Source organism: Nereida ignava (assembly GCF_001049735.1).
GTDB lineage: Bacteria > Pseudomonadota > Alphaproteobacteria > Rhodobacterales > Rhodobacteraceae > Nereida > Nereida ignava.
In genome coordinates this window covers 296,401-322,700 of record NZ_CVPC01000002.1, presented here as the reverse complement: position 1 = coordinate 322,700, position 26,300 = coordinate 296,401, and the positions used below count along the sequence as shown (strand labels likewise).

At 53.8% G+C, this 26,300-nt stretch carries 27 protein-coding genes; 16 read left to right on the top strand and 11 right to left on the bottom strand.

Annotated features, from left to right (window positions below; all coding sequences use genetic code 11):
* Positions 1–16: 16 nt before the first annotated feature.
* Entirely contained in the window at positions 17–1,879 is a 1,863-nt protein-coding gene (locus NIG5292_RS01750; RefSeq protein WP_048597623.1) for an ABC-F family ATP-binding cassette domain-containing protein, read from the bottom strand.
* A gap of 116 nt (positions 1,880–1,995) precedes the next feature.
* Here NIG5292_RS01750 and ndk point away from each other — a divergent pair, with 116 nt between their 5' ends.
* Positions 1,996–2,418, top strand: a complete 423-nt coding sequence (ndk, locus tag NIG5292_RS01745) for a nucleoside-diphosphate kinase (protein ID WP_048597622.1) — start codon at positions 1,996–1,998, stop codon at positions 2,416–2,418.
* A gap of 73 nt (positions 2,419–2,491) precedes the next feature.
* Here ndk and NIG5292_RS01740 read toward each other — a convergent pair whose 3' ends face one another.
* Together NIG5292_RS01740 and mepK are read right to left on the bottom strand one after the other, a co-directional pair.
* Positions 2,492–2,815, bottom strand: a complete 324-nt coding sequence (locus NIG5292_RS01740) for a TfoX/Sxy family protein (RefSeq protein ID WP_048597621.1) — start codon at positions 2,813–2,815, stop codon at positions 2,492–2,494.
* A gap of 107 nt (positions 2,816–2,922) precedes the next feature.
* Positions 2,923–3,492, bottom strand: a complete 570-nt coding sequence (gene mepK, locus NIG5292_RS01735; protein WP_048597620.1) for a peptidoglycan L,D-endopeptidase MepK — start codon at positions 3,490–3,492, stop codon at positions 2,923–2,925.
* Between the two features lie 521 nt (positions 3,493–4,013).
* On the opposite strand from mepK, the gene NIG5292_RS01730 reads away from it, so the two are divergent.
* The 4 genes from NIG5292_RS01730 to NIG5292_RS01715 are packed head-to-tail and all read left to right on the top strand — an operon-like array spanning position 4,014 to position 8,192.
* The gene (locus tag NIG5292_RS01730; RefSeq protein WP_048597728.1) at positions 4,014–5,561 is read left to right on the top strand and encodes a L,D-transpeptidase family protein; all 1,548 of its coding nucleotides are present in this window, start codon (positions 4,014–4,016) and stop codon (positions 5,559–5,561) included.
* Between the two features lie 39 nt (positions 5,562–5,600).
* On the top strand, positions 5,601–6,692 hold the full coding sequence (lpxD, locus tag NIG5292_RS01725) for a UDP-3-O-(3-hydroxymyristoyl)glucosamine N-acyltransferase (protein ID WP_048597619.1): 1,092 nt from the start codon (positions 5,601–5,603) through the stop codon (positions 6,690–6,692).
* A gap of 31 nt (positions 6,693–6,723) precedes the next feature.
* Positions 6,724–6,981, top strand: a complete 258-nt coding sequence (locus NIG5292_RS01720; RefSeq protein WP_048597618.1) for an acyl carrier protein — start codon at positions 6,724–6,726, stop codon at positions 6,979–6,981.
* Positions 6,981–8,192: a beta-ketoacyl-[acyl-carrier-protein] synthase family protein gene (locus NIG5292_RS01715; RefSeq protein ID WP_048597617.1), complete on the top strand. Its 1,212-nt coding sequence runs from the start codon at positions 6,981–6,983 to the stop codon at positions 8,190–8,192. The genes NIG5292_RS01720 and NIG5292_RS01715 overlap by 1 nt, the downstream gene beginning before the upstream one ends.
* Before the next feature lie 73 nt (positions 8,193–8,265).
* Here NIG5292_RS01715 and NIG5292_RS01710 read toward each other — a convergent pair whose 3' ends face one another.
* A complete protein-coding gene (locus tag NIG5292_RS01710; RefSeq protein ID WP_048597727.1) occupies positions 8,266–8,904 on the bottom strand; it encodes an invasion associated locus B family protein in 639 nt (212 codons plus the stop codon).
* Between the two features lie 490 nt (positions 8,905–9,394).
* On the opposite strand from NIG5292_RS01710, the gene NIG5292_RS01705 reads away from it, so the two are divergent.
* Positions 9,395–10,951, top strand: a complete 1,557-nt coding sequence (locus tag NIG5292_RS01705) for a helicase HerA-like domain-containing protein (RefSeq protein WP_048597616.1) — start codon at positions 9,395–9,397, stop codon at positions 10,949–10,951.
* A 28-nt stretch (positions 10,952–10,979) separates the two neighbouring features.
* Here the strand turns inward: NIG5292_RS01705 and NIG5292_RS01700 are convergent, their stop codons facing one another.
* From NIG5292_RS01700 to NIG5292_RS14915, 4 genes are all read right to left on the bottom strand, one after another.
* Positions 10,980–12,269: an HlyC/CorC family transporter gene (locus tag NIG5292_RS01700; RefSeq protein WP_048597615.1), complete on the bottom strand. Its 1,290-nt coding sequence runs from the start codon at positions 12,267–12,269 to the stop codon at positions 10,980–10,982.
* Between the two features lie 83 nt (positions 12,270–12,352).
* Positions 12,353–13,306: a site-specific tyrosine recombinase XerD gene (locus NIG5292_RS01695; RefSeq protein WP_048597614.1), complete on the bottom strand. Its 954-nt coding sequence runs from the start codon at positions 13,304–13,306 to the stop codon at positions 12,353–12,355.
* Complete coding sequence (locus tag NIG5292_RS01690; protein ID WP_083420740.1) at positions 13,303–14,838, bottom strand: hypothetical protein; 1,536 nt, start codon at positions 14,836–14,838, stop codon at positions 13,303–13,305. The genes NIG5292_RS01695 and NIG5292_RS01690 overlap by 4 nt, the downstream gene beginning before the upstream one ends.
* A gap of 53 nt (positions 14,839–14,891) precedes the next feature.
* Complete coding sequence (locus tag NIG5292_RS14915; RefSeq protein ID WP_158441639.1) at positions 14,892–15,047, bottom strand: hypothetical protein; 156 nt, start codon at positions 15,045–15,047, stop codon at positions 14,892–14,894.
* A 246-nt stretch (positions 15,048–15,293) separates the two neighbouring features.
* Here NIG5292_RS14915 and NIG5292_RS01685 point away from each other — a divergent pair, with 246 nt between their 5' ends.
* Together NIG5292_RS01685 and aroB are read left to right on the top strand one after the other, a co-directional pair.
* Complete coding sequence (locus NIG5292_RS01685; protein ID WP_048597726.1) at positions 15,294–15,824, top strand: shikimate kinase; 531 nt, start codon at positions 15,294–15,296, stop codon at positions 15,822–15,824.
* A 5-nt stretch (positions 15,825–15,829) separates the two neighbouring features.
* Positions 15,830–16,966 (top strand): 3-dehydroquinate synthase, encoded by a 1,137-nt coding sequence (gene aroB / locus NIG5292_RS01680; RefSeq protein WP_048597612.1) that lies wholly within the window; start codon positions 15,830–15,832, stop codon positions 16,964–16,966.
* Between the two features lie 72 nt (positions 16,967–17,038).
* Here the strand turns inward: aroB and ssb are convergent, their stop codons facing one another.
* Positions 17,039–17,554, bottom strand: coding sequence for a single-stranded DNA-binding protein (gene ssb, locus NIG5292_RS01675; protein ID WP_048597611.1), 516 nt, complete (start codon positions 17,552–17,554; stop codon positions 17,039–17,041).
* Positions 17,555–17,727: 173 nt separating this feature from the next.
* Here ssb and NIG5292_RS01670 point away from each other — a divergent pair, with 173 nt between their 5' ends.
* On the top strand, positions 17,728–18,327 hold the full coding sequence (locus tag NIG5292_RS01670; protein ID WP_053084817.1) for a lytic transglycosylase domain-containing protein: 600 nt from the start codon (positions 17,728–17,730) through the stop codon (positions 18,325–18,327).
* Here the strand turns inward: NIG5292_RS01670 and NIG5292_RS01665 are convergent.
* A complete protein-coding gene (locus tag NIG5292_RS01665) occupies positions 18,324–19,097 on the bottom strand; it encodes a helix-turn-helix domain-containing protein (RefSeq protein WP_048597610.1) in 774 nt (257 codons plus the stop codon). The genes NIG5292_RS01670 and NIG5292_RS01665 overlap by 4 nt on opposite strands.
* Before the next feature lie 289 nt (positions 19,098–19,386).
* Entirely contained in the window at positions 19,387–20,265 is an 879-nt protein-coding gene (gene miaA / locus NIG5292_RS01660; RefSeq protein WP_048597609.1) for a tRNA (adenosine(37)-N6)-dimethylallyltransferase MiaA, read from the bottom strand.
* Positions 20,266–20,356: 91 nt separating this feature from the next.
* Between miaA and pyrH the strand changes: the two genes are divergently transcribed.
* From pyrH to NIG5292_RS15255, 7 genes are all read left to right on the top strand, one after another.
* On the top strand, positions 20,357–21,076 hold the full coding sequence (pyrH, locus tag NIG5292_RS01655; RefSeq protein ID WP_048597724.1) for a UMP kinase: 720 nt from the start codon (positions 20,357–20,359) through the stop codon (positions 21,074–21,076).
* 126 nt (positions 21,077–21,202) lie between these two features.
* On the top strand, positions 21,203–21,766 hold the full coding sequence (frr, locus tag NIG5292_RS01650; protein ID WP_048597608.1) for a ribosome recycling factor: 564 nt from the start codon (positions 21,203–21,205) through the stop codon (positions 21,764–21,766).
* A gap of 50 nt (positions 21,767–21,816) precedes the next feature.
* Entirely contained in the window at positions 21,817–22,581 is a 765-nt protein-coding gene (gene uppS / locus NIG5292_RS01645; RefSeq protein ID WP_082136583.1) for a polyprenyl diphosphate synthase, read from the top strand.
* A gap of 9 nt (positions 22,582–22,590) precedes the next feature.
* A complete protein-coding gene (locus NIG5292_RS01640; RefSeq protein ID WP_143081956.1) occupies positions 22,591–23,391 on the top strand; it encodes a phosphatidate cytidylyltransferase in 801 nt (266 codons plus the stop codon).
* Positions 23,388–24,560, top strand: coding sequence for a 1-deoxy-D-xylulose-5-phosphate reductoisomerase (dxr, locus tag NIG5292_RS01635; protein WP_048597605.1), 1,173 nt, complete (start codon positions 23,388–23,390; stop codon positions 24,558–24,560). Before NIG5292_RS01640 ends, dxr begins: the two co-directional genes overlap by 4 nt.
* A gap of 48 nt (positions 24,561–24,608) precedes the next feature.
* Complete coding sequence (gene rseP, locus NIG5292_RS01630; protein WP_048597604.1) at positions 24,609–25,937, top strand: RIP metalloprotease RseP; 1,329 nt, start codon at positions 24,609–24,611, stop codon at positions 25,935–25,937.
* 157 nt (positions 25,938–26,094) lie between these two features.
* Positions 26,095–26,226 carry a hypothetical protein gene (locus NIG5292_RS15255; RefSeq protein ID WP_267884453.1) on the top strand — a complete coding sequence of 44 codons (132 nt, stop codon included), beginning with the start codon at positions 26,095–26,097 and terminating at the stop codon, positions 26,224–26,226.
* Positions 26,227–26,300 lie beyond the last annotated feature (74 nt).

Sequence of the window (26,300 nt, the reverse complement as noted above, 5' to 3'; positions counted from 1 at the left end):
TCTCCTGTCCGGGGCCTTAAACTCGTTTGCTCGCCGCCTCGAGCTTTTCTGATGCGGCGACCCAAAGCGCCTCGGCGCGGTCGAGCGCTGTGCGCACTTCGGCGTATTTTTTCTGCCACACTTCAGCTTCGCCTGCTTTGCCGTCTTCGTAAAGAGTTGGTTCCGCCAGTTTCTTGGCCAGCTTGTCGCCCATGACGTTTAGCTTTTCGAGGCGCTCTTCGCATTTGCGAACGTCTGTTTTCATGGCCGTGAGTTGGTCTTTAGTGACTTTTGGTTTGGCGGGTTTAGCAGTGGCTTTATCTTTGTTTTTCAGCGGTGCATCATTGGTCAAAAGCAGTTTTCGGTAGGCATCAAGGTCATCGTTGTACGGTGCTACGCCGCCGTCTTTAACCAGCCAAAGCCGGTCAGCAACCATTGAGAGCAGGTGCATATCGTGGCTGACCAGAATGACCGCGCCCGAGTAGGCCGTTAGGGCCTCAACAAGGGCCTCGCGGCTTTCAATATCAAGGTGGTTGGTCGGCTCATCAAGGATCAGCATATGCGGGGCATCTAGGGTGGCAAGCAGCAGCGACAGGCGTGCCTTTTGCCCCCCAGAGAGCTTTGCTACAAGCGTGTCAGCCTGATCTGCGCCAAGCCCAAAGCCAGCTAGACGGGCGCGCAAACGGGCCTGTCCTTCATCGGGACGCAGCCGTTTGATGTGGTCAAGCGGGGTCTCGTCAATAAAGAGTTCATCCACTTGGTGTTGTGCAAAATAACCAATGCGTAACTTGGATGACATGACCACACGGCCCGCCATCGCATCAAGGCGACCTGACAGCAGTTTCGACAACGTCGACTTACCCTGACCGTTTTTGCCCAAAAGTGCGATGCGGTCATCTTGATCAATGCGCAGGTTCAGCTTTCGAAGAACCGGCGTGCCATCATATCCGACGTCCGCACCTTCAACATTGACGATGGGTGGGGACATTTCCTCGGGCTCGGGGAAGGTGAAAACGCGCTTTGCCGCTTCTTCGGGCGGCGTGATTGTCTCCATTTTCTCAAGCATCTTCACACGTGATTGGGCCTGCTTGGCTTTTGATGCCTTTGCCTTGAAGCGGTCCACAAAGCTTTGCAGGTGCGCGCGGCGCAGATCTTGCTTTTTCGCGGCGGCAGTTTGAATGGCGCGCTGCTCGGCGCGGGCTTTGGCGAACTGATCATAACCACCAGCCCAGAGCGTTAGTTTGCGCCCTTCAAGGTGCAGGATGTGCCCGACAGCGCGGTTCAACAGGCCGCGATCGTGGCTGATGATGACAACGGTGTGAGGGTATTTGGCCAGATAGGTTTCCAGCCAAAGCGCGCCTTCAAGGTCCAAATAGTTTGTCGGCTCATCCAGCAACAAAATATCGGGCTGAGCAAAGAGCACACCCGCAAGAGCCACACGCATCCGCCAGCCGCCCGAGAACGCAGAGCAGGGCATCAATTGCTCGGCCGCATCAAAACCCAGACCCTTGAGAATGGATGAGGCGCGGCCTTCGGCAGACCATGCATCGATATCGGCCAAACGCATCTGAACATCGGCAATGCGAGCGGGGTCCGTTGCGGTTTCAGCCTCTGCCAACAAAGCGCTGCGCTCGGTGTCAGCGGCCAAAACCGTGTCGAGCAATGAGGTTTCAGAGGAGGGTACCTCTTGGGCTACGCCGCCAATTTTAGCGCGCTCTGGCACCGAAATTGACCCGCCTTCAAGGGCAAACTCGCCGCGAATGATGCGGAACAATGTGGTTTTGCCGGCGCCGTTTGGCCCAACCAAACCGACCTTGTGGCCTGTGGGAATTGTGGCGGATGCGCCTTCAAAAAGCGGTCGGCCTTCGATGGCGAATGAGATGTCTGAAATGCGTAACATGCACGGTCCATGCCCGTTTACGTGGCCCCCGTCAACGCAGGCTTTTCATGGGCGGGAAAGGGTGCTAAGTGCGCGCCAAATCATTACCGCAACTCAAAACCTGTAAGGGGTCTATCATGGCTATCCAACGTACATTCTCAATCATCAAACCTGACGCAACACGCCGCAACTTGACTGGCGCGATCAATGCAAAATTTGAAGCTGCTGGCCTGCGCATCGTTGCACAAAAGCGCATCCACCTGACAGCTGCACAAGCAGGCGAGTTCTACAAAGTGCACGCAGAGCGTCCTTTCTACGGTGAGCTGTGTGAATTCATGGCGTCTGCCCCAATCGTTGCTCAGGTTCTTGAAGGTGAAGACGCAATTGCGAAAAACCGCGAAGTTATGGGCGCTACAAACCCAAGCGATGCGGCTGCAGGCACAATCCGCGCTGAGTTTGCTGAATCAGTTGGCGAAAACTCTGTTCACGGTTCTGACGCTCCAGAAACTGCTGCAGAAGAAATCGCATATTTCTTCTCTGGTCTTGAACTGGTTGGCTAAGTCACTTGTGACTTGAATTTGAGAGGGCGTGGGGGGAAACCTTTGCGCCCTTTTTCTTGTTTGGCTGACGGGCCTATCTGATCAGGCCAGTCCCAACGGCATCTAGTTCGCGTTCGATGCCAGTGTCGTTTTGTGTGCGGTTTGCCTTTAGAGCGTCGAATTTGATCCGCAGCGCTTCTTTCTCTGCGCCTTTACAATCATTCCAAGGACGCCCTTGCAGTGCCATGACCAGAACGTAGTACCCGATGAAATGGGGTTTGTTGCCCGCTGCCAATAACATGGCGTAGGCCGCATCCGGGCCTAGGCTGCGTAGGGTTTGGGCATCAGCGATACCTGCCGCGATAAGCTGTTCTTCAAAGGCGGGGCCGATATTTTTGATCGTTCGCAAATCAGACATACCAAAATGTTAGCCTGATCTTGCGCTTTGAATAAGATGCCTTGGGCTGTTTTGTTCAAATGCCCACGAAATCTCTAAAGAAACTTGGAGTGGTAGGGTGTGCCGAATTAACGTCCCCAAGTTCTCACGATGCCGCAATCCATATGTACGAAGTTCGATTTGGTGTAGCGGCCAACGCCGCCGCCGCCACAAGCCTGCGCTGCGCGGGCCATTTGGCTTACAGAACGCCCACTGACCCTAAGATCAGCTGCTTGACCCTTCATATGCAGCGACTTTTTCGCCACGCCACCGGTTCGTGACCGAAGCATCGAATTTGTTTGGGGCGTCCGGTAGCCAGACAGCAGCAAATAGGGTTCGGGCGTATCCATCAAATTATGGGCCGCGGCCATCACATCAATCGTGCGCGTGTCCATTTTGATTGCTTTGTCCTGACGCCAGTCGCGCATGAACCAGTTAATCTCTTTTAGGCTGTCACGCAGGTATTCGCCCTCAACCCAATAGATCATTTCAATGCTCTCACCGGTCCGTCCAGAGTAAGCTTTGAGCTTGCGAATGTCGCCAGCGCCACGCAGAAAACCTGCGGCGTTTGAATACGTTGGGGCGGCTGTGATCGCGCTTGCGGCAAACGCCGTCAAAAGCCCACGCCGTGTGATGCAAGTGGAAGATACCGTGCTCATCGTGCCTCGTCGTCCTGCTTTATGCGTAGAGCCCTCAGGCAGGCTCGCCGCTATTACATCTCCCCAGATATGCGGGTGTTATTGCACAAGGGGAATCAGCAACCAAGGATAGATTTGTCAGACCCACGAATTACCGCGAATTTCGGCATATTTTTGCGTATCAGGGTCTTCGTCAATCGTTACGGTCGTGCAGCGCACAGATGCGGGCGCTGAAAACTGGCTGCTATGCCACAAATGGCTTCTAGAACGAATAGATGAGGAATTTGTGAATAGACAGGCAAAGCGGCATCGTGGATCATTCATCTTGCGGGTGTGTGCTGCGCGTATCTGCCAAGTAGTAAACACAGTTAAATGTGTGGGGGACAAAACACATGTTGCGTAAACAAGTTATTTCCGGACGCCAATTCAACAACCATCTGAACGCGCGCGCCGAGGGTCGTGTCAGCGCCAAAACTGTAGATCGTGGCCTGATTGTCTGGCGCAACGCGCTGGCGGTGCTGTGGTTGGGTCTTGTTGTTTTGATGTTGGCTATGGCGTCGCCGTCTTTGGCCCAAGATACTCAATTAAAACAAGCAATTGCGACGGCAGCTGCCAAAGATCGCGATATTGCTGCCTATTACAAAGCAACGGGTTATGAAGCCTTGTGGGTCGGGTCGGGCAACAAAGATCGCGCGCGGCGCCGTGCATTGGTTGCGGCGTTTGCGGGTGCAGCAGATCATGGATTGCCCTCAGCCAAATACGATGATGCTAAACTACGGAAATTGATTGGCGCAGCGGAAGGTGCCACAGCACGCGGAAAGCTGGAAGTTGAGTTGTCTCGTCAGTTTCTTTCCTACGCACGTGACATTCAGACCGGTATTTTGACGCCGTCACGGGTGGACGAGGAAATTGTACGCAAAGTCCCGTACCGCAACCGTTTGGCGACCCTTGATGCGTTTGCAAATTCAAACCCCGTTGGCTTTATGAAAAGCCTGCCGCCCAAGAACCCCGAATATACGCGCTTAATGAAAGCCAAGCTGGATATGGAACGTCAAATCGCAAAAGGCGGTTGGGGCCCGACGGTATCTGGTAAATCGCTTAAGCCAGGTCAAAGCGGTAAGGGCGTGGTTGAGTTGCGCGACCGTCTGGTGGCGATGGGCTACATGCGCCGCAGTGCGTCAGCAACATATGACGCGGATCTGCAAAAAGCGGTGCAGCAATTTCAGCTTGGCAACGGTCTGCCCGCGGACGGTGTTGCCGGAGCGGTGACGCTGAAGGAAATCAACGTGCCGATGGAACGCCGTTTACGTAACGTGATCGTTGCAATGGAGCGCGAGCGTTGGATGAACCGTCCACGCGGAAAACGTCATATCGATGTCAATTTAGCAGATTTTACCGCCAAAATTATGGATGGGAGCACTGTGACGTTCCAAACCCGCAGTGTGGTGGGCAAGAACGTCTCGGACCAGCGCAGCCCAGAGTTTTCAGACGTGATGGAATTTATGGTCATTAATCCAAGCTGGTACGTGCCGCGCTCGATCGCCACGAAGGAGTACCTGCCGCTTTTGAAGGAAAACCGCAACGCGGTGAGCCAACTTGAAATCACTGATAGTTCGGGTCGCAAGATTAACCGTGGCGCGGTCGATTTTAGTCAGTTTGATGAACAGACCTTCCCTTTCAACATGCGCCAGCCCCCGTCAAAGGGGAACGCCTTGGGCTTGGTTAAGTTTATGTTTCCCAACCGCTACAACATTTATCTTCACGACACGCCCGCCAAAAGCTTGTTCAGTCGCAATGTTCGTGCGTTCAGTCACGGGTGCATCCGTTTGAACGACCCGTTTGATTTTGCTTACGCGCTTTTGGCAAAGCAAGAGAGTAACCCAAAGGCGTTTTTCCAGTCACTGCTGGCGATGGGTGAGGAAGCGACCGTGAATCTAAAACAGCCTGTGCCCGTGCATATCATGTACCGTACAGCGATCACCTCACCTGATGGGCCAGTTCAGTTCCGACGCGACGTTTACGGTCGCGATGCACGGATTTGGCGTGCCTTGGCGCGGGAAGGGGTGGCCCTGCGGAGCGTCAGCGGCTAAGTCTTGCGCCGACACCCGCATGCGTAAAGGGGCGTGGACATGACAATCTATACATTGGCTGAAATCGCACAGGCTTTGGGCGCTGAGGCGCTTGGGGATGAGACACTTGTCCTGCGCGGACTGTCCGAGCCTCAGGATGCAGCGCATGATCAACTCGCATTGGCTTTTTCAGAATCTGCTGCGGCAGATTTAAGCGCTGCGGCTGAGGCTGCTTTGCTCTGGTCTGATGCGGATTGGAAGGCGCTTGGTCTGAAAGGTGCTGTCTGCGTGCCACGGCCACGGTTTAGCCTTGGGCCGCTTTCTAAGATGTTCGATGAAGGGCCCAAGATTGGTTCAGGCGTTCACCCTTCGGCTGTCATCGATCCGTCCGCCGTAATTGGCAAAGGCGCGTCTGTCGGCCCGTTTGTTGTGATAGGTGCTGATGTGGTTGTTGGCGATAATGCGCAAATTGGGGCACACACCACCATTGGATATGGTACAAAAATTGGCGCACAGGCGTTGATCCACGCAGGCGTGAACATAGGGCATAAGGTTACCATTGGGGATGACTTTACGTGCCAGTCTGGGACTGTGATCGGTTCTGACGGTTTTAGCTTTGTAACGCCAGATAAGGCCCCGACCGAGCAAATTCGTGAAACTTTGGGTGAACGCGGCGAGACAGCGGGCCAACATTGGACCCGCATACATTCTTTGGGCAGCGTGACGATTGGCGATCAAGTAGATATCGGCGCGAACACCTGTATTGATCGTGGCACAATCCGTGACACGAAAATTGGTAATCGGACGAAAATCGATAATTTTGTCCAACTGGCACATAACGCTGTCGTGGGTGAGGATTGCTTGCTTTGCGGTGCGTCCGGCGTGGCGGGAAGCAGTACGCTTGGCGACCGTGTTGTGTTGGCGGGGCAGTCTGGCGTGGTTGATAATGTCACTGTTGGCGATGATGTTATTCTTAGCGGAAGTGGCAAGATCAGGACCAACCAACCAGCGGGCAGGGTTCTGATGGGGGACCCCGCAATTCCTATGAAGTCGGGGATTGAACAGTACAAGGCGCTGCGCCGTCTGCCGCGTCTTGCCAAAGATGTTGCAGCCCTGAAAAAAGCACCTACTTCTGACAGCGACAACAGCTAAAATTCAGCGATCATACAGGACCCAAAGCCACATGAGCATTGCATCGCAAGTTATTGATATTATAGCAGAGCAAGCCATGCTTGATCCGGCTGAGATTACACTTGAAAGCAGCTTGGCTGAGTTGGGTGTGGACAGCATGGGCGTGGTCGAGTGTATCTTTGCGATCGAGGAAACCTTCGACATTTCCGTGCCCTTCAATGCCAATGAGCCGTCTCAAAGCGACTTTGATATCTCGACCGTTGGCTCCATCACAAAAGCGATCGAAAAGCTTGTGAACGAGGCGGCCTAATGGCCCGCGTCGTCATTACGGGGGCCGGCACAATCAATGCGCTTGGCCGTGATGTTGCTTCTACACAAGCCGCGATGGCGGAAGGTGTCTGTGGTATTTCTGCGCTGAATATGCGCGACGTTGATAGGCTTTCCGTCACCATTGGGGGGCAAATTCACAGCTATAACGAAGCGGATCACTTTAACCGCCAGCAGATCGCTCTTTATGACCGGTTCACGCAATTTACCCTGCTCGCTGCGCGCGAAGCGATTGCCCAATCGGGATTGATCTTTACTGGCGAACTAGCGGATCAGGCAGGTGTTATCCTAGGCACTTCTGGGGGTGGGTTGACCACCCAAGACGAAAATTATCGAACCGTCTATGAGGACGGCAAGAACCGCGTTCATCCCTTTATCGTCCCCAAACTGATGAATAATGCCGCAACGGCTCATGTCAGTATGGAACATAATTTGCGCGGCCCATCCTTTACGGTTGCCACAGCTTGCGCGTCATCAAATCACGCGATGGGGCAGGCATTTACCATGATCCGCGGCGGAAGCGCGAAGGCTATGATCACAGGTGGATCAGAAGCCATGCTCTGTTTTGGTGGCATCAAAGCCTGGGAAGGGTTGCGGGTCATGTCCAAAGATGGTTGCCGGCCATTTTGTGCAACCCGTAACGGGATGGTGCAGGGCGAGGGTGCTGGCGTGTTTGTGTTCGAAGAGTTTGAGCATGCCAAAGCCCGCGACGCGGAAATTCTTGCTGAGGTGATTGGGTTTTCGATGAGTTCTGACGCCTCTGATATCGTTATGCCGTCCAAAGCCGGAGCCGCGCGTGCCATCGCAGGGGCATTGCGCGATGCGCAAATTGACCGATCTGAAGTTGGCTATATCAACGCCCACGGCACGGGAACCGCGGCCAATGACAAGACAGAATGCGCTGCCGTTGCCGAAGTGTTTGGGCCCCATGCTGACCAATTGATGATGAGTTCAACTAAGTCCATGCATGGTCACTTAATCGGCGGGACCGGGGCAGTAGAGCTACTGGCCTGTCTGATGGCCCTTAGAGAAGGGGTTATTGCCCCGACGATCAATTATCAAGAGACAGATCCAGAGTGCGCCTTTGACGTGGTGCCGAATGTTGCGCGCGATGCGAAAGTTGATGTGGCGCTGTCGAATGCATTTGCATTTGGTGGTTTAAACGCGGTTATCGCGTTGCGACGTGCGCCATAAAGAGGTGCGCCATAGAAAAAGGCCGCTAAGCTTAATAAGCCGGGCGACCTTTTTTGTCTTTAATCAGACGGATTTATTGGGCCGATAGTTCCTGAAGACGCGCAAAACCTGCGGTGAAGCCGCTTAGTGATACATCCAGTTCAACTTTCTGATCTGGTGCAACCGCTGGTACAATTGTCAGCTTTGCCACGTTTCCGCGTTTGAAATTGGCCACATCAGCATCTGCAAATCCGAGGCGGGCCAAACATCCCACTTGGCTGCAAAACGCAAACGGGTATCTGCGGGCAGGTCCGCCATCAATCGCCATTGTAAGCCGCTCGGTCAGTAGTGTTTCAAGGGGGACAACAACATTGGCACCCGCCGCTGCAGCACTTCCTGCGGGCAGGGCGAGCATGTTAATTTCAGCGACCGAATTGCCTTCTTGATCTTTCAGCAACTGGTACAGCTGGCACGGATCCGGCTGCTCTGCCCCTTCGGGGCGCTTAACACAGCGAATTTCCCACGCGCCCGCTTCTTCGAGAACATAAGTTTGGCCCGGCTGTGGTCCGTTGGGTGCTTCTTCTTCGCCCAGTTGCAAAGGGATGCCTGCATCGCCATCGGTACTCACAGTTCCCGCAGGGGCGGTCTGATCTGTGTCTGATGTTGTGCTTTGCGCCCAAGCTGGCGCGGCACAAACTGCGAGAATTGCACAGAATTTGAAGAGTTTGATCATGGCTTTTCCCGTATTTTTTAAAACTGCCAGCGGCTTATCACGCCTAATTTGGTGTGTCATTGCGCAAAGCGGAATTTTGCCGGCTTTGGCCGCATTAATTTAATTATTTAGTATGGGATAATATAAGGCTAATTTTGCCTCAATAGTTATGCCAAGAAAAAAGGGGCTGCTAAAACCAGCAACCCCTGTTTTATTTTCCCTGTCAGACTAGCCGACTTATAAGTTGACGCTAGGAAAAGCCGACGCATTCGTCAACATTTAATACTGAAAAGGTTGGTGGGTTTTTTCAAAGCACAGCAATTGAGCATGATCAGGATGCAGTGCACAAAAAAGGACCGCGACTAATCATGCGCCGCGGCCAGTCCTTCAGGGAGGAATGCACCGCTGAAAACCGACTACGCTGCATAGGATTAGTGTGACATACAATCGTTAACGCTATATTTTTGAATTAAGGCAATTTTGTTTACGAGTTAGGTAGGGGTCACGAACATTGGCGCAAAAAACATTGATAGTTGGCGGCGGTGGGCCGGACTATGCACAGCAGCAACACCTAAAGCTTGAGTACGCAAACCGTCACGGGTTGATCGCAGGGGCCACGGGAACAGGCAAAACCGTGACCCTTCAAATTTTGGCAGAGGGTTTTAGTCGTGCAGGTGTCCCTGTCTTCATGTCCGATGTTAAAGGGGATTTGTCTGGCTTGGCCAAGGCCGGTGATGCCGGTCACAAGTTGCACGACGCTTTTCAAAAACGCGTGAATACAATCGGGCTTGATGACTTTTCCTATGAAGCTTTCCCTGTGTGTTTTTGGGACCTTTACGGCGAGCAAGGCCATCCTGTGCGAACGACCGTTGCTGAAATGGGTCCGCTATTGTTGTCGCGTATGCTTGAGCTGTCAGAGGCGCAGGAAGGCGTTCTTAACATCGCGTTTCGGGTCGCAGATGAACAAGGATTGGCCCTGTTGGACCTCAAAGATCTTCAAGCGCTTTTGGTTTGGGTGGGACAAAACGGCAAAGAACTCGGGCTGCGATATGGGCATGTGAGCAGCCAGTCCGTTGGCGCGATCCAACGGCGGTTGCTGGTGCTTGAAAACCAAGGTGCGGCACATCTTTTTGGTGAACCGGCACTCGCACTTAGCGATTTGATGGCCGTTGATGTCACCCCCAATGGTCCGCGTGGGCGTGTTAACATTTTAGCTTCTGATAAGCTAATGAACGCGCCAAAGCTTTATGCGACTTTTTTGTTGTGGCTCCTGTCTGAGCTGTTCGAGGAGCTGCCCGAGGTGGGTAATCCGGACAAACCGAAACTGGTCTTTTTCTTTGATGAGGCGCATTTGTTGTTTGACGATGCACCCAAGGTGTTGGTCGACAAAGTCGAGCAGGTTGCCCGTTTGATCCGGTCCAAAGGTGTTGGTGTGTACTTCATCACGCAAAACCCCGCCGATGTGCCAGAAGACATTCTGGGTCAGCTTGGTAACCGTGTGCAGCATGCTTTGCGCGCGTTTACGGCACGGGATAAAAAGGCCCTTAGATTGGCCGCCGAGACATACCGCGAAAATCCTGCGTTTGATATTGAACAAGCCATTACTGAAGTCGGTGTCGGTGAAGCGGTGACATCTTTCCTAGAGGACAAAGGTGTTCCGGGAGTGGCCGAACGGACGTTGATCCGACCGCCGTCCTCACAACTCGGTCCGATCTCGGTCAGCGAGCGGGCGACATGTATCGCGAATTCAGCGATTGCGGGGAAATACGAGACACTTATTGATCGGCAGTCGGCTTTTGAAACGCTTAGCAAGCGGGCAGAGCAGGCGGCGGATGCTGCCCTTGCTGCTGAGGAGAAAGAGGAAGAACTGCAAGTCGCAGAGCGCGAGTACCTGTCAAACAGGCGGTACAGTGGTACGAAAGTTGGCCGCTCAACAGCGCGTGCACCGCGGCGCAGCAGCACCTCGCTTGGTGCTGAGATCGGCAAGGTCGTTCTGAAAGAGATGAAAGGCACAACGGGGCGGCGTATTGTACGCGGTATTTTGGGTGGGTTATTTCGGGGGCGTTAAATCGCCCCTTAATTTGGTTTCTCTGCGTTCAGCCGACTTTGCGCACTTTCAACTCTGCCAAACGGTTTGCTTCACGGCTCGCGACTTCAAACCGGAAACCGTGGAATGAGAATACTTGTCCTTCGGCAGGGATCGTTTGCGCTTCGTGAATGACAAGGCCCGCAAGGGTGACGGCTTCGTCATCTGGCAACGACCAATCAAGTGCGCGGTTCGCATCGCGGATCGTCATGGCACCATCCAGGGTGTACGTTCCATCGGTGTCAGCGATAAACTCTGGCTCTTTTGCCTCGTCAAATTCGTCCGCGATTTCGCCAACGATTTCTTCCAGAATATCCTCAAGGGTGATCAAGCCCTGCAGGGCGCCGTACTCATCAACCACCAGCGCAAAGTGAGTGTGGCGACGCAAAAACTCACGCATTTGATCATCAAGCGTCGTGGTTTCAGGCACAAAATAGGGGGCCATCGCCACATCGCCCACTTGAAACCGCGACAGACCCGCAGGATCTGCATCTGGGCCACGCACCAATTTATCAATAGCGCGCAGCAAGTCCTTTGCGTGCACGACGCCAATAATGTTCTCAGGCTCATCGCGGTAAACGGGCAAGCGGGTGTGGCTTGAGGCAAGACATTGCGACAATACAGTTTCGGGATCATCGTCAGCGTTGATCATTTCAATGCCCGAGCGGTGAAGCATGATTTCCTCTACCGTCCGGTCACTCAGATCAAGTGCGCCCAAGATGCGGTCGCGGTCTTCTTTTTCCACAACACCTTCTGAGTGGCCAAGATTAAGCGCACCGGCAATCTCTTCGCGCACGGCCAAAATATGGTCATCAGGATCGGTCTGAACACCGAAAACGCTTAGTACGGCACGGACCAATACCCGTACGGTGGCCACAATTGGCGAGAATACTTTGACGACAACCGAAATGGGGCCTGAAACTGCGGCGGCGGCGGTTTCGGCATTTGTGATGGCGTATGTCTTGGGCAGCACCTCTGCAAAGATCAGAACAAGCAGCGTCATAATCAGGGTGGCAAGCGCAACACCGCTTTCGCCAAACACGCGGGTCAGCAAGGCTGTCGCCAGCGAGGTTGCTAGAATGTTGACGAGGTTGTTGCCCAGAAGGACCGAACCGATCAGCCGTTCGTTGTCTTCGGTGATGGCCAGTGCGCGCTCGGCCCCTTGGCTGCCTTTGTCAGCTTGCGCGCGGAGTTTGCCACGTGAGGCAGCTGTTAGTGCAGTTTCCGAGCCTGAAAAGAAGCCCGACAGTACAAGCAGAAGTACAATTCCGCCCGACGTAACCCAAAAGGCTGTGTCCACTGGTTTTAAGTCCTTAAATAACCCTGTGTTAGCTATGAAGGGTGTTTGCCGTGAAAATCAAGGGCTTGGCAGGCGTTTTGCCCTTAGTTGTTGCGATCGGGAGCGGTAGATAAGGGATGATGTTCAAGCACAAGCGCCTTGAGACGTTCATCCAAAACATGTGTGTAAATCTCGGTTGTGGCGACATCAGCATGCCCAAGAAGCACCTGAATGGACCGTAGATCAGCGCCGTTCTCAAGAAGGTGCGTGGCAAAAGCATGGCGCATCGTGTGCGGTGTTACTTTTGCGGGGTCAACTTCAGCTTTGAAAGATAAGTCTTTGATAAAAATGTAAAACCCATGGCGTGTTAGATGCCCGTCTTTTGAAGGCGATGGAAAAAGATATTTCGAGCTTGGAAGCCCTTTGGCTCTGCTTAGGGTATCTTTGGTGTCCCATGCAGTAAGCCACGCCCCAAGCGCGTCACGGGCGGGGGCAGACAGGGGAACCATCCGTTCTTTACCGCCTTTGCCACGAACCAACAGCATCCGCGGATCACCGCGTGCAGCACTTACGGGGAGGCTGACAAGTTCGGTCACACGCATTCCCGTGGCGTACAAAAGCTCCATCAGGCAGGCGTTTCGCAATCGGTCATTTTCAGTCCTGCCGATCGTACGCGCGGTTCGAAGCAGCCGTTCGACTTCATCCATGGATAACGTTTTGGGCAGTGCTTTACTGCGGCCGGGGCCTTTGATCTGAATGGCTGGGTTATCTGCTCGCAACCCTTCTTCAAACATAAACCGAAAGAGCTGTTTCATCGCCGATAATCGCCGCGCGCGGGTAGATTTTGCAAACCCTTGGGCATCGCAATGCACTAGATAATTCTCCACGTGCTGGCGTGTGGCAGAGGCAAAGTTTTCATCTTTGTGGTTCAAATAGCCACTCACATCCGTCAGATCACGGGCATAGGCCAGCTGTGTATTCGTGGCGGCGTCCAATTCAGCGGCTTGTGCCTCAAGAAACGCTTTGATCAGATAGGCGTCAGAATGAACGACAGTCATGTGCGTAGCCTATCGATCAAAAGCAGGTTCAAGGCCAATTGGCGAGCAGTGCTTTCCAGACCTGTTTGGCGCAGCAGCGCGATGACCTGTGCGATGTCACGCAAGTCGCCCGTCGCCGCCTGTTCTGCGGTGACAATCGCGCGGACAAGTGTCTCGCCCAATTTTCCTTGGCGGAGCAACTCTGCGTTCTGTGGGGGCAGGGTGTTTGTCGCAAATCCGTCCACAATGATCCGCTCAATCAAGCTGCCCGCAAGGGATGCAATTGGGGTCCCTACGGCGACCGACTGCGCGAAAGCTAGATCAGTGTTGGCGGTGTCCTTGGCAGACACGCTTTCATAAAGGGGTGATACCAACATCATTTCAGCGCGCGTAATTTGGGCCGGACCGGTCAGCGGCAAGTCCTTTAGAGGCTCACTGTAGAGGTCGGCCATCGCTGTTTGCACACCGACTTTTCGCGCCTCGATCCAAGCTGTAGGGAGTGCACGGCTGATGGCCGAAGGATTTCTAGCCGTTACGGAGATATCAAGGCGTTGCCATGCTTCTGCCAATTCCCAAACGCCCCCTGATGCGGATGGGATGTTGGCTGTCATCACATCCAGCAGTCGGTTTGATGATAAGCTACCCGTACGCGCAAGTCGGATGGCGGCGTCAATTTGCGTTTTCCAACCGTTGTCTGGCGTCAGCGCTGTAGTGGCATAAGCGAGGGGGAGCGTGGTGGTAGGCAGTGGTGTTCCAATCGCACGGCGCAAAGTGAATTCCAGTGGTGTAATTGCGCGTCGTGGTGCCAGATTAATACTTTCCTCAGCCAATTCTGGATCAAGAAATTGTGCTAAAAGGGCTGCTTTATCCGCTGGAATTTCTCCCAAGGCTTCGCCTGTTTTTAGCGTCAAAGCTGCGGCGTTCCAGTCCCCTGTGCGTGACAGGCAAAAGACACGAGTTGGCAGTGCTGCACGTAGGGCTACGTTGGCCATAAGTGCTGTGCATGCGGCGTCTTCCGTACCAGTCAGCAGTGACAGATCAAACCAACGTGCAAACAGTTGCGGGGTCATCGCACCTGCCTGATCGAGCAGTGCCAGACTTGTCTCTACGTCCCCCATTGCCAACAAGGCGTCCACGCGTGCGACCAAGATATCAGCCTCTGGGTCGCGTGTAATTGGTGTGTCTGCCTCCGCAACCAGCAATCGGCGTAAAAGCTGCTGCATCGCAGGAATTGTCGGTGCCCCGACCGCTCTAAGCAAGGGGGAAAGAGTTTCAGGATCGCTGGCTGTCCAAAGCGTGTGGGGCAGGCCAGTAGCACTTGGCGGGCTGAGACCAACAGCACGTGTTTTGGGCGCGCCAAGTGGCTCGACGGTGACTTCCGGTATCGTGATCTGTTCGGCCAAATTGCCGCCAGGGCGAAGGGTCAAACTACGTACAGTTGCATCAAGGTTGATCAATGGTAGCGTACCGGCTGGAGGAACCGTTTGTGGGCCGCGCAGTGTCTCGCTTAGCCAATCAATGGTTGATAATGGCTCTTCTTGTGCGGACGCCATGCAAGCCCATAGGCAGCACGCAAAACCCGCTAGACCCACGTGCTTGGCCTGCATCACTCGACACTCAAAGTGATGGGTTTTGTGACTGAAGTTTGCGGTGGGGCGAAGGCATCAGGCATCACCATCGGCCCAAGATACGCAAAGGCCACCAGCCCGATGATCGCCAAAACTGCGAGATATCCGATAAATTTAAAAAGTCGTCCTATCATAGCGTCGAACTTTCTTTTCTGCCTCGATTTCCCAGCTTAGCTACATGTTTCCACACTGTACTCAACCAGATGACGCGGTGCATTGCCGCGACTTTAGCCCATAATTGAGCGAATTATTGCAGTTGTATATGGTCTTTTTGCAAAACTCACGGCATTCACGTGGGGTGAGACGGAAAACGGCGGGCGGGCGCTTATCTGATAGGTAAGTGACAGGCGCGGCAAACGATGTTCGGGGTGACGTACACGATGGCGCAGAGCCTTTCAAAAACGGTTGTGATGGTTGGCATGATGGGGGCTGGTAAAACGGCAATTGGTCGTGCGTTGGCCCATGCTCTCGATGTGCCGTTTGTTGATAGTGATGCCGAGATTGAAGCCGCCGCCCAACGTACCATCGCAGAGATATTTGAACGGGACGGCGAAGACTTTTTTCGTCAGCGCGAGACCGAGGTAATAGACCGTTTGCTGTCTGGCCCACCGTGTATTTTGAGTACTGGAGGGGGCGCTTTTCTGGCGCCTACCAATCGTGATCTAATCGCTAGCAAAGGCGTTTCTGTGTGGCTTGACGTGCCGCTTGATGTGCTTTGGGAGCGGGTTCGTCATAAAGATACTCGGCCGCTTTTACGGACTGAAAACCCACGCGCTACCTTGAACGCGCTATTCGATGCGCGGGTGGCTCACTACCGCCGCGCAGACATTCAGGTGGAATATGGGCAGGGAAGCATCGCTGAGACGACCACGGCTGTGCAGCGCGCCTTATTTGCGTTTTTGAAGGACTAATTTCGATGACAAAAACCTCCCCCATACATGGCGCAACTAAGGCCACGGTTCACGTTCCGCTTGATAGCAGAGCCTATGACGTGCGGATTGGAACTGGTCTAATCGCATCAGCCGGAGCGCAAATTTTACCTTTGCTGCGGCGGCCAAAAGTGGCTGTGGTCACCGATGAAAACGTGGCTTCGTTGCACTTGGATGCACTGCGCGCGGGTCTTGCCGCAGATAGTGTCGAAATGACATCATTAGAACTACCCGCCGGTGAGAGTACAAAAAGTTGGCCGCATTTGAGTAAAACAGTTGAGTGGCTGTTGGACCAAAAAGTAGAACGTGGTGACGTTGTTGTTGCTTTTGGCGGTGGCGTGATTGGTGATTTGGTAGGCTTTGCCGCTGCGATTTTACGGCGCGGTGTGCGGTTTGTGCAGATCCCAACGTCACTTTTGGCGCAGGTCGACAGCTCCGTTGGTGGTAAAACAGGCATTAACGCCCCCCACGGTAAAAATCTGATCGGTGCATTTCACCAGCCGAGTTTGGTGTTGGCGGATGTGGGCGTACTTGGGACATTGCAAAGCCGTGATTTTTTGGCAGGCTACGGTGAAGTTGTGAAATACGGGCTTCTGGGAAGTGCCGCGTTTTTTGAATGGCTTGAAGAGAATGCACCTGCAATGGCTGCAGGAGATGTTGATTTGCGCATTGAGGCCGTGCGCCGCTCTGTTCAGATGAAAGCTGACATTGTGGTGCGGGATGAGACAGAGCAGGGGGATCGTGCTCTGCTAAACCTTGGGCACACGTTTTGCCATGCACTTGAAACCGCCACAGACTATGCGTCTGATCGCCTTTTGCACGGTGAAGGGGTCGCGATTGGCTGCGCCTTGGCTTTTGAGGCTTCAATGCGGTTGGGGCTGTGCGCTCAAGAAGCGCCAAGCCGTGTGCGCGCTCATTTGCGGGCAATGGGTATGAAAGTTGATTTGCGTGATATCGATGGGGAGCTTCCGTCAACTGACGCCCTCATCGATCTGATGTCACAAGACAAGAAGGTCATCGATGGGCAGCTGCGTTTCATTATGGCGCGGGGCATTGGTGAGGCGTTTGTTACCACTGACGTGCCTGTGGATGTGGTGCGCAGTGTTCTGGAAGATGCCCGATAGATAGGTGGCCCAACAAAGAAGGCGCTCGATTTACTGAGCGCCTTACATCAATTTCAACCTATAACCATTTGATTAAAATGGAATTTCATCATCTAAATCATTTGAAGGGCTAGGCGCGCCGCCACCCATTCCACCGCCGTATGATGGACCGCTATCGTATCCGCCGCCGCTCCGATCGTCGGCCATGTAACCGCCGCCACCGCCGCCGCCCATGCTGCCACCACCGTTGTTGTCACCGCGTCCGTCAAGCATTGTCAGCGTGCTGGTGTAGGGACGAAGAACTACTTCTGTGGAATACTTGTCTTGGCCGCTTTGGTCTTGCCACTTGCGTGTTTCAAGCTGGCCCTCAAGGTACACTTTGGAACCCTTGCGCAGATATTGCTCGGCTACTTTGGCCAGCGGCTCGCTGAAAATAGCTACAGAGTGCCATTCGGTGCGTTCTTTGCGCTCACCTGTGTTGCGGTCTTTCCATGTTTCAGAAGTCGCAATCCGCAAGTTGCAGACCTTGCCGCCGTTCTGAAATGTGCGCACTTCGGGGTCGCGCCCCAAGTTGCCAATCAGAATGACCTTGTTCACTGATCCTGCCATGTCGATGTCCTTATTGATTCCTGCATTTCGCGTCACTTTAGGCTTTATCGCGGGCTTCAGAAACACCCAATTGGGTGCCCCTGTGGTTACCCTTTGCGCTGTGGGTGGTCATCATATCTAAATTAACTATATTTAATGTTAATTAACCTGACGCGGACGGCCACGGCATCATCATGAGTTTTTTGAAGGCATCTTTGTTAAGTACCTTGTTTGTTGCCGCATCTGCGTTGGCAAGTCAGGCGTCTGATACAGGTTTTTCGTCTAAATCACGTGCTTCACTTTTCGCTTCGCAGACAGATGTTCTGGATGGGCGGTCATCGAAACAATACGCTAACTCGGTCAGGCTACAGCCTAAATCAGCGAGTATTCCAACTCGGACGGCGCGTGATTTGCGTTATTATGGAACTTATGATGGCCCGTATTTGAAGCTTGCCAAGGCAGCTGCGCGCAAACATCGGGTCCCAGAGGGGCTATTTTTGCGGCTTATTCAGCAGGAATCTGCTTGGAATAGCAAGGCACGGTCGAGCAAAGGTGCAATTGGTCTGGCTCAACTCATGCCTGCAACGGCGCGCGAGTTGCGGGTTGATCCGAAGGACCCAAAACAGAACCTCGAGGGTGGCGCGCGCTACCTTGCAGAGCAGTACCGCACGTTTCGGTCGTGGCGTCTGGCGCTGGCGGCTTACAACGCAGGGCCAGGTGCCGTGCGCAAACATGGCGGCGTGCCTCCCTTTCGGGAAACACAAAACTACGTTCGTAAAATCTACGGAAGTTAACCACGTTGGCGTGCGGACTTCAGCAATGCCCTGCCAAATTTCACGGTTAACGCTGGGCCTGTCGCGGCAGAGCGTGGCGGTTTGGGTGCAGCGCGTGTTTGGGCGCGAAATCCTGTTGGGTTTTGGCCCGTTTGCTGTTGAAAAACGCGTGTGAAGTAAGCAGCGTTTTCAAAGCCCACGCGTGCTGCGGCCTCTTGTATGCTGATGCCTGTGTCAGCAAGCAAACGCTGCGCTTCGTATAGTTTCGTTAGCTGCAAAAGACGCGATGCGGGGACGCCGAATTCTGAATTGCAAACGCGAGATAGGTGTGTGGCGGTCACGCCGAGGGCCTTGGCATAATCACTGACCGTGTCCGGTGTACAAAATTTGTTGGCCAGCTGTGTAGTGAAACCTGCCAACAGTGCTGCGGCGGCGGTTGGCTTTGTTTGATCGTGTGGCATTTTGTTGCGCACCAACCAAACGCCAAGTAGCGCTGCATGGGCTGCTAATGCAGCTTCATTGGCGGCGTCTAAAGTTTGATCCAAGTTGTGCTTTGTCGGCCGCTCAACTTCATTCACAAGATTATCCCACAAGCCGTTTAGCACTGATTGTAGTTTTACGTCCGAGACGCGGACATATGCACTTTGAGTTGGCAAATTTGCCTCAGTGGTACTTGGCAGGGCCATGACTGAGCCGAATGTGCCAGCGCCAAGATCGAGTGCCATGAGGGTGTTTGCAGGCACGAATGCCATCGCCGCGCCGGAAATCGCGCGTTTACGCCCGTCGATCATGAATGACCCTGTGCCTCTCGTGATCCAAATGAATTGTGGCCAAGGTACCGAGTGGGGAAGTGACAACCGCCATTGTCCGCCTTTCATAATTTGGGCAAACGCCCGTGGCCCTACGTGAAATGTAGGTGTCACGGCGGGGTCAGGGACCGTCTGTGTGAGGGGTGTTCGTGACATCAATAACCGAAAACTAAAAACTAACGAGACGGCTAGGATGTTCGAAAACTATATTTCTAGCAAGGCTTTCGACCCCAGAAAGATCAATAGGTGTTCGATTTATGACTGCGTCGCCTTAACCAGTAGGGTCGAGCGGGATCCATTTCCCCATACGTGCGCGAAACCAAGTCCGCTGACGTTTCGCGTATTGCCGTGAAGCGGTAACTGCCAACGTGCGCGCGTCCTCTAAACTTAACTCACCCTGTAAATGGCGGATTAACTCCGGTGCACCGATGGCTCTGGCGGACTGATCCGCGGGGTTCCAAGTGGCGAGATTTCGCTGTGCCTCGTCCAATGCGCCTTGCGCAAGCATGATGTCAAAGCGCCGTTCAATCCGTTCGTTGACCCAGTCCTTTGGGGCATCGATCAACATTGGATGACAGTTGGCCAGCGTGACAATCGGCGGTGGTGTGTTGTCTTGCCAGTCGCTCAGCGGGCGGCCGGTGCTTTGGGCAACTTCCCACGCTCGCGTCACGCGCATCGGGTTCGCAGGATCAATGCGGCTTCTGGTTTCATCGTCGAGTTCAGCCAAAAGCACGTTAATCCCATCAGCCTCAAGACGTTCATTTGCAAGCGCGCGAACTGCGGGTGGTGTGGGGGGGATTTCGGCCAAACCTTCGGTCAGCGCGCGAAAGTTTAGACCGGTACCACCCACAATGATCAGACGTTCATTCCCCATCAACGCCTTCACATCACGAAGCCATTGACCCACCGAGTATGCGCCGTTCCCCGCTACATGACCGTATAGTGCGTGCGGTGTTTGCGCCTCATCCTCTACGCTGGGACGGGCGGTTAACACACGCCAGTTTTCGAACACTTGCAGCGCATCTGCGTTCACGATGAGCCCGCCTTTTTGTGCTGCAATTTCCATGGCTACAGCGGACTTTCCCGACGCGGTTGCCCCTGCGATCAAAACAGGCAGTTCCGTTGAAAGTGTCTTGATCGTGTCAAACATGAAAATGCGCGCCTTTTGGTCATTGAACCGGCGAGCGGTTTACTCCATTTTGGCGCAAAGACAAAGTGCAAGCGATCGCGGGAGACAGCACATGGCCGATGGAACCACGTTTAAGCGGGTTATGCTTAAAATCTCAGGCGAGGCGCTGATGGGCGACCAGGGATTTGGGCTGCATCCGCCGACGGTGGAGCGTATCGCCCGCGAGGTGCAGACCGTTCACGAGATGGGCGTCGAGATTTGCATGGTGATTGGTGGGGGCAACATTTTCCGTGGTCTTCAAGGCTCTGCCCAAGGCATGGAGCGGACAACGGCTGACTATATGGGGATGCTCGCGACCGTAATGAATGCACTGGCGATGCAATCTGCTCTTGAGGGGCATGGCATCCATACCCGGGTCATTTCGGCCATTACAATGAACGAAGTTGCGGAGCCTTATATTCGCCGCCGCGCCGTTCGCCACCTAGAGAAAAAGCGCGTTTGCATCTTTGCTGCTGGCACGGGCAACCCCTATTTCACAACTGATACGGCGGCGACTTTGCGCGCAAACGAGATGTCGTGTGAGGCAATCTTTAAGGGCACCAAAGTTGATGGCGTCTATGACAAAGATCCCGCAAAACACGATGATGCAGTGCGCTACGACAATGTCACCTATGATGATGTTCTCGCCAAGCGCCTGAACGTGATGGACGCCAGTGCGATTGCTTTGGCGCGCGATAACAGCCTGCCCATTATTGTCTTCAGCCTAGATGAACCCGGTGGTTTCCGCGGCATTCTGGCGGGTGAGGGGACTTATACGCGGGTCCATCAATAACGCCTTATTGGGATTAATTGCGTGCTGGATCGTGGCGCGCGGCAGGCGTGTTAATCACAACACTGGATTGCAATGCCCTTCCAAGGTATAGCTTAGAAAACAAACCGTTAATAAACGAGCAAACATATGTCCGACGATTTTCTTCTTGATACTGATGACCTTGAGCGCCGCATGGACGGTGCAATCGCAAATTTGCGGGTTGAATTTGCATCTTTGCGTACGGGCCGTGCCTCCGGTTCAATGCTTGAGCCGGTGATGGTGGACGCCTACGGGTCCATGACGCCGATTAACCAAGTAGGGACGGTCAATGTGCCCGAGCCGCGCATGGTTACGATTAACGTTTGGGACAAAGGCCTTGTGGGTAAAGTCGAAAAAGCGATCCGTGAAAGTGGCCTTGGCATCAACCCACAGCTGAACGGCACGATCATCATGCTGCCGATCCCCGAACTGAACGAAGAGCGCCGCCGCGAGCTTACCAAAGTTGCGGGCTCCTACGCCGAGAACGCCCGTGTCAGTGTGCGCAACATTCGACGTGACGGTATGGACCAGATCAAAAAGGCCAAGAACGACGGCATGTCCGAAGATGATCAAAAAATTTGGGAATCCGAAGTGCAGGAAATGACGGATAAATTCATCAAGGCGGTCGATGAAGCGCTTGAAGTAAAACAAGCAGAGATCATGCAAGTTTAGCATTATCAAAGGCTTGCGCTATCTAGCGAATGTTTAAGGAGATTTCAGGGATGTCTGAAAACGCACAACAAGGACCCAATCACGTCGCCGTCATTATGGATGGTAACGGTAGATGGGCGACCATGCGTGGCCGTCCGCGGCTTTTTGGTCATCATGCAGGCGCAAAACGGGTCAAGGAAATTGTGCGGGCATGCCCCGACGTTGACGTAAAATACCTTACGATATTTGCTTTCTCCACAGAGAATTGGAAACGTACGCAGACCGAAGTTTCGGGGCTGATGAAGCTGTTCCGACGCTATATTTTGCGCGAAGCGAATGATTTGTTGGCGGAAGGTGTCCGTGTTCGCTTTATTGGTGACCGGGCACGTCTTGACACAAAACTTGTGAAAATGATGGATCAGCTTGAGTTGCTCACAAGCGCTAACAGCAAAGTGCACCTGACGATTGCGTTGAACTATGGGGGGCGCGATGAGGTCGCACGCGCGACGAAGCGGCTGGCTGCAGATGTACAGGCAGGTGCTTTGCTGCCCGGTGATGTGGATGAAGAAACGCTGCCTCGCTACCTTGATACACATTTCTTGCCGGATCCCGATCTTGTGATCCGCACCAGCGGTGAAGCCCGTATTTCCAATTTCCTTTTGTGGCAGTCCGCCTACGCGGAATACGAATTTATCGATACCTTGTGGCCGGATTTTACCAAAGATATTTTTGCGGATGTGGTGGCCTCGTATGGTGGCCGGTCACGCCGATTTGGTGGCGTTTCGGAACCAACTCAGGCATCAACGCCCCTGACCAAAGCCCTAACCGAGACCTAGACTTCAATGATGCCGACCAAAACTGATGCCGCCAAATGGGATGATTTAAAGACCCGTACACTTTCTGGCATTGGAATGGCCGTCGTTGGTGTGGCGGGAATTGTTGCAGGAGGCGTCTGGTATCAGATGCTAACGGTGTTTGTGACGGCCGTAATGGTTTGGGAAGTTGCAATGATGATCCAACCTGACCGGCCAACGCCTGGCATGTTGGCGGCGGCTTTAACGGCATCCGTTTTGTCGGGTTTGCTTGCCAGTGACTACCATGTGTTTTTGCCGCTTTTGTTGATCCCACCAGTCTTTTTGGTGTTGTCGCTCAAAAGCGAACGGCTCGCTGGTTTCTGTTTTGCATTGGGAATTTTGCTTGCAGGATGGGGCCTTGTGCATTTCCGCGAAACTTATGGCACCGTGTGGATCCTTTGGTTGGTCAGTATTGTGATCGTCACAGACATCGGCGGATATTTTGCCGGCCGCACGTTTGGTGGGCCTAAATTTTGGCCAAGCGTCAGTCCGAAAAAGACGTGGTCAGGAACCGTTGCGGGCTGGGTGCTGTCGGCGCTGGTGGGCTATGTTTTTGCGGTTAATACAGATGCTGGCGCGGCTCTTCCCATAATTTCTGTAGCGCTTAGTTTTGCGGGTCAGATGGGTGATATCGCCGAAAGTGCGCTTAAACGGCGGATGGGTGTCAAAGACAGCTCCACGCTTATTCCGGGCCATGGGGGCCTGTTTGACCGGTTCGATGCGCTGTTGGGTGCCTCCCTTGTGATGCTGTTGGTCGCGATGGTGCTTGATGTGCCGGGAGTGGCATTTTGAAACGCGTGAGCATCTTCGGTGCCACCGGAAGCATTGGCCAAAATACGATTGATTTGATCCGCCGCGCCCCTGATGAATATCAGGTTGTTGCGCTGTCAGGTGGCGCAAACATCAAACAATTGGCTCAAGATGCGATTGAGCTTGGGGCAGAGGTAGCCGTTACATGCTATGACGCGCGCCTTGATGAATTGCGTAATGCGCTTGCCGGAAGCGGCGTTGATGCGCAGGCAGGCTCAAGCGCGATCAAAGAGGCGGCAGCGCGCCCAGCCGATTGGATTATGTCGGCAATTGTTGGCGTCGCTGGTCTTGTTCCAAGCCTTGAGGCTGTAAAACAAGGCGCCACGCTGGCGTTGGCAAATAAAGAATCCCTTGTCGCTGCGGGCCCACTACTGATGCGCTTGGCTCGCGAAAATAATGCGACCATTCTGCCTGTTGATAGCGAACACTCAGCTGTTTTTCAGGCGCTGATCGGTGAAGATATGTCTGCTGTTGAGCGCGTCATAATTACCGCCAGCGGCGGCGCTTTTCGCGATTGGCCGATTGATAAGATCAGGACAGCGACCGTTGCAGATGCGTCTAGTCATCCAAATTGGGACATGGGGCAGCGGATCACGATTGATAGCGCATCTATGTTTAATAAGTCTTTAGAACTTATTGAAGCTAAAGAGTTTTTTGGTGTTTTTCCGTCGCAAATTGAGACACTTGTCCACCCTGAAAGCATGATCCATGCGCTCGTTGGTTTTAATGATGGGGCTCTGATGGCTCACGTTGGCCCGCCTGATATGCGTCATGCGATCGGGTTTGCGCTTCACTGGCCTGAGCGGCGCAAGCTGCCTGTTGAGCGCCTCGATCTGGCTAAGATTGGATCATTCACATTCCGCGCCCCAGACGAAGCACTGTATCCCGCTCTAAGGCTCGCCCGCGAGGTGATGGAGCTTGGTGGGCTGTCAGGTGCTGTGTTCAACGGCGCGAAAGAGCGCGCGCTTGATCATTTTATCGCGGGTCGCATCGGCTTTTTGGATATGGCGCAGGTCGTTGAGCAGGTGCTGAGCCAAATGGACGCAGACAATCGCCTCAGAAATGCCGATATCACCCTTGATACGGTGCAGGCCGCAGACCACATGGCTAGGCAGATTGCGGACATCAAAAGCAAAGCAGTAGCCGCGTAATTTATCTAACGCACCAGCAAAAAGCGTGCAGATCGGGCGAATAACATCATGGATTTAGCAAGTCTTATCAGTGAGTTTGGTGGCATCGCCTACACGCTTTTGGCCTTTGTTGTGGCGCTTTCTGTGATTGTCGCAATCCACGAGTACGGCCATTACATTGTGGGCCGTTGGTCGGGCATCCATGCAGAAGTCTTTAGCCTTGGTTTTGGGCCGGTGCTCTATTCATGGGTCGATCGGCGCGGCACTAAATGGCAGATCGCGGCACTACCGTTCGGCGGGTACGTCAAGTTTCTGGGTGACGCAAACGCTGCTTCTGTTGGAAGCGCTGAGGGTGAGGCAGCCCCTGCACGCAATACAATGGCGAGCGCGCCTTTGTGGGCACGCTCTGCCACCGTCACCGCAGGGCCGTTTTTCAACTTTGCGCTGTCGATCCTAATCTTTGCTGGTGTAATCTTATGGGACGGCAAAGCTGCGGATCCGTTGACCATCGCTGAACTGCCGTCGTTGCCGCCCCAGATGCAGCAGGGGCTTCAGGACGGCGATGCGTTGATTGAAATCAACGGCTCTGATGTGACGACAACAGAAAAGTTTGCGGCTACATTCCGCTCGCTCCCGAAGCAGCCAATCCTCGACTATGTGGTTGAGCGGGACGGCGTCCAACTTGAGGTTTCAGGGCCATATCCATCGGTTCCAATTGTGACCAGTCTTGCGCCAAAATCAGCGGCGCTGTCGGTGAACATGAAGATTGATGACGTTATCACGGCCATAAACGGGTCTCCTGTCTTCGCATCGGATCAAGTGATGGCGGCCGTTGTGGCGTCCGAAGGGGCGCCATTGCTGTTGGACGTCTGGCGTGATGGTCAGACCATGCAGTTTACGCTGGTCCCGCGGCCGCGCGACACGCCACTAGAGGACGGAACGTTCGAGCGCCGTTGGATGATTGGAATCGGGATGGGCTGGTTCTTTGAGCCAAAAACAGAACCCGTAGACATAGCAGAAGCCGTGACTGATGGCGTACGGCTAACATGGGGTGTCATCACCGGAAGTTTGAACGGACTTAAACAAGTTATCACCGGCGCGATCAGTACGTGCAATCTGAACGGCCCCGTAGGTATTGCCCAAACATCCGGCGCGATGGCCAGCCAAGGGGGGCAGAGCTTCATTTGGTTTATTGCATTTTTGTCTACGGCCGTCGGAATGTTGAACCTGTTTCCGATCCCGGTTCTGGATGGTGGGCATTTGGTATTTCACGCGTATGAGGCCATCACGGGCCGCCAGCCGTCAGCGCGCGCACTTGAGATATTCATGGCCGCAGGGCTGACGTTATTGTTGGGTCTGATGGTATTTGCCTTGGGGCATGATATATTTTGCACCTGATGCCTGCCGTTTGATGCGCACGTTGCGGCTTTGCACGGGCTGATATTTGACATAGGCGAAGGTGGTTCTTTGCGCACCTCGCCTAATTTCGGCCTCATTTAGCTCCTAGATACATCACGATCCCGCGTGTGTGCGGTCATGATTTCAGGAGGCATCTATGCAAACAATTCATCAATCATATCGCAGCATGCGCCTTGTTTTGGACCTGAATTGGGACCGTGCGCTCTACCTCGCAACAATTGCTGCTGCACTTTGGGCAGGCAGTGTGATTGGCAGCGTTTTACAGTAACAATCACGGCCCACCTGATAACCTTTCGCGGGCTGTCAGATCGTTTTGACATCACGCAGTAGAAAGGATATTTC

Excerpts from the sequence above, each read along its gene's own strand:
- ssb (WP_048597611.1), bottom strand. The coding sequence starts at position 17,554 with ATGGCAGGATCAGTGAACAAGGTCATTCTGATTGGCAACTTGGGGCGC.
- pyrH (WP_048597724.1), top strand. The coding sequence starts at position 20,357 with ATGGCCGATGGAACCACGTTTAAGCGGGTTATGCTTAAAATCTCAGGC.
- aroB (WP_048597612.1), top strand. The coding sequence starts at position 15,830 with ATGACAAAAACCTCCCCCATACATGGCGCAACTAAGGCCACGGTTCAC.
- NIG5292_RS01710 (WP_048597727.1), bottom strand. The coding sequence starts at position 8,904 with ATGATCAAACTCTTCAAATTCTGTGCAATTCTCGCAGTTTGTGCCGCG.
- NIG5292_RS14915 (WP_158441639.1), bottom strand. The coding sequence starts at position 15,047 with ATGATAGGACGACTTTTTAAATTTATCGGATATCTCGCAGTTTTGGCG.
- NIG5292_RS01730 (WP_048597728.1), top strand. The coding sequence starts at position 4,014 with ATGTTGGCTATGGCGTCGCCGTCTTTGGCCCAAGATACTCAATTAAAA.
- NIG5292_RS01715 (WP_048597617.1), top strand. The coding sequence starts at position 6,981 with ATGGCCCGCGTCGTCATTACGGGGGCCGGCACAATCAATGCGCTTGGC.
- NIG5292_RS01740 (WP_048597621.1), bottom strand. The coding sequence starts at position 2,815 with ATGTCTGATTTGCGAACGATCAAAAATATCGGCCCCGCCTTTGAAGAA.
- miaA (WP_048597609.1), bottom strand. The coding sequence starts at position 20,265 with ATGTTTGACACGATCAAGACACTTTCAACGGAACTGCCTGTTTTGATC.
- uppS (WP_082136583.1), top strand. The coding sequence starts at position 21,817 with ATGTCTGAAAACGCACAACAAGGACCCAATCACGTCGCCGTCATTATG.
- NIG5292_RS01690 (WP_083420740.1), bottom strand. The coding sequence starts at position 14,838 with ATGGCGTCCGCACAAGAAGAGCCATTATCAACCATTGATTGGCTAAGC.
- ndk (WP_048597622.1), top strand. The coding sequence starts at position 1,996 with ATGGCTATCCAACGTACATTCTCAATCATCAAACCTGACGCAACACGC.
- rseP (WP_048597604.1), top strand. The coding sequence starts at position 24,609 with ATGGATTTAGCAAGTCTTATCAGTGAGTTTGGTGGCATCGCCTACACG.
- NIG5292_RS01695 (WP_048597614.1), bottom strand. The coding sequence starts at position 13,306 with ATGACTGTCGTTCATTCTGACGCCTATCTGATCAAAGCGTTTCTTGAG.
- NIG5292_RS01665 (WP_048597610.1), bottom strand. The coding sequence starts at position 19,097 with ATGATCGACGGGCGTAAACGCGCGATTTCCGGCGCGGCGATGGCATTC.
- lpxD (WP_048597619.1), top strand. The coding sequence starts at position 5,601 with ATGACAATCTATACATTGGCTGAAATCGCACAGGCTTTGGGCGCTGAG.
- NIG5292_RS01750 (WP_048597623.1), bottom strand. The coding sequence starts at position 1,879 with ATGTTACGCATTTCAGACATCTCATTCGCCATCGAAGGCCGACCGCTT.
- NIG5292_RS01670 (WP_053084817.1), top strand. The coding sequence starts at position 17,728 with ATGAGTTTTTTGAAGGCATCTTTGTTAAGTACCTTGTTTGTTGCCGCA.
- frr (WP_048597608.1), top strand. The coding sequence starts at position 21,203 with ATGTCCGACGATTTTCTTCTTGATACTGATGACCTTGAGCGCCGCATG.
- NIG5292_RS01720 (WP_048597618.1), top strand. The coding sequence starts at position 6,724 with ATGAGCATTGCATCGCAAGTTATTGATATTATAGCAGAGCAAGCCATG.
- mepK (WP_048597620.1), bottom strand. The coding sequence starts at position 3,492 with ATGAGCACGGTATCTTCCACTTGCATCACACGGCGTGGGCTTTTGACG.
- NIG5292_RS15255 (WP_267884453.1), top strand. The coding sequence starts at position 26,095 with ATGCAAACAATTCATCAATCATATCGCAGCATGCGCCTTGTTTTGGAC.
- NIG5292_RS01640 (WP_143081956.1), top strand. The coding sequence starts at position 22,591 with ATGCCGACCAAAACTGATGCCGCCAAATGGGATGATTTAAAGACCCGT.
- NIG5292_RS01685 (WP_048597726.1), top strand. The coding sequence starts at position 15,294 with ATGGCGCAGAGCCTTTCAAAAACGGTTGTGATGGTTGGCATGATGGGG.